Genomic DNA, 1,477 nt, shown 5'->3' with positions numbered 1-1,477 from the left:
TTGGTTTAAAATGAGTTATGAATTAAATTACATTCAAGATATAGAAATTAAAAAGACTATCGATAGATTTATTGATAGTCTTATTTCAGTTAAAAGGACAAAAACTATTTATGCAACTGATTTCATGAATCCAAAAGAAATAGAGTATGCTACTTCAATTTTGAACACAGAGACTGATGTAGGATATATGGTTACAAATTGTCCTGTAAATTGTGAAAATAAGATTATTATAATGTGGGATAGATATTGCTACTCAGAAGAATATATCAATATGTTCGATTACATTGGTCTTTTGGAAATACAGACTGATCAAGAAATAACCCACAGAGATATTTTAGGGGCTGTATTGAATTTAGGAATTAATCGTGAAAAAATTGGAGATATTTTTACTCATAATAAAAGATTTTATCTTTGCGCTACAAATACGATGATTAAATTTTTGAATTTTAATTTGACCAAGATAAAAAAGTTCAATATTTCGACATCAATTATTGAAGAAAATATAGAAAAAGATGAAGAAATGTTTAAATCATTTACAGGAATTATTAATTCAGAAAGATTGGATTGCTTGGTTTCTGAGATGGCAAATATTTCCAGGAAAGATGCTCAGATAATGATAAAAAACAAGAAAATCAAGCTTAATTATGAAGTAATATCCAATACAAGCAAATCAGTTGAAGAAAATTCTCTTGTTTCAATAAGAGGATATGGTAGATACAGGCTTTTAGAATATTTGGGAAGCACAAAAAAAGACAAATTGAGAATAAAATATATTAAATACATTTAGGAGTAAAAATGGTTACTATTTTAATGATGATTTTGGTAATTGGCTTGGATCATTTAACAAAATACATGGCAATTTCTCTAAAAGAAGGGGATATTATCATTTTTGATAAATTTTTGAAGCTTACTTACCTTGAGAATAGAGGAGCGGCATTTGGAATTCTTGAAAATAAGAAAATTATTTTAATGATAATAACATTACTAATAATTGGATTTGTAATTGTGTATATTTTTAAGAATTACAAAAGTTTGGTTAGTTTTGAGAAAGTAATATACGGGCTACTTCTTGGAGGAGCATTGGGAAATCTTATTGACAGAATTTTCAGAGGTTATGTCATCGATTTTATTTCTGTACGATTACCTTTTAATTACGATTTTCCAGTATTCAATGTTGCAGATATAGCTGTTGTAGTATCTTGTATTTTACTTGTGATATTTAGTTTAAAAGGACAGAAATAATGAGTGTTAGTATTGGAAATAGTTGGGATGATTTATTAAAAGATGAATGGAACAAGGATTATTATAAAAAAATAAGAGAAGTTTTGATACACGATTATCAAAATTACAGGGTATATCCTGATATGAATTATATTTTTGAAGCGTTGAAATTAGTTCCATTTGAAGATTGTAAGGTTGTGATTTTAGGTCAAGATCCATATCACAATCCTAATCAAGCTCATGGACTTAGTTTTTC

At 27.2% G+C, this 1,477-nt stretch carries 2 protein-coding genes and 1 pseudogene; all 3 read left to right on the top strand.

Features of this window, described 5'->3' with window-relative positions:
• On the top strand, positions 1 to 787 hold a 787-nt coding region (locus KHW44_RS09565; protein ID WP_304068874.1), incomplete at its 5' end, for a YlmH/Sll1252 family protein.
• An 8-nt stretch (positions 788 to 795) separates the two neighbouring features.
• The gene (gene lspA / locus KHW44_RS09560) at positions 796 to 1,242 is read left to right on the top strand and encodes a signal peptidase II (RefSeq protein ID WP_094203541.1); all 447 of its coding nucleotides are present in this window, start codon (positions 796 to 798) and stop codon (positions 1,240 to 1,242) included.
• Positions 1,242 to 1,477 (top strand): annotated as a pseudogene (locus KHW44_RS09555) (uracil-DNA glycosylase); the annotation flags it as partial. The gene lspA and the pseudogene KHW44_RS09555, both read left to right, overlap by 1 nt.

This window comes from Finegoldia magna (assembly GCF_018371055.1).
Classification (GTDB): Bacteria; Bacillota; Clostridia; order Tissierellales; family Peptoniphilaceae; genus Finegoldia; species Finegoldia magna_I.
The sequence above is the reverse complement of the archived record's forward strand: the minus strand, read 5'-3'. Positions and strand labels throughout refer to the sequence as shown.

Bases quoted from the DNA above. Each gene is read 5' to 3' on its own strand.
- lspA (WP_094203541.1), top strand. From the start codon at position 796: ATGGTTACTATTTTAATGATGATTTTGGTAATTGGCTTGGATCATTTA.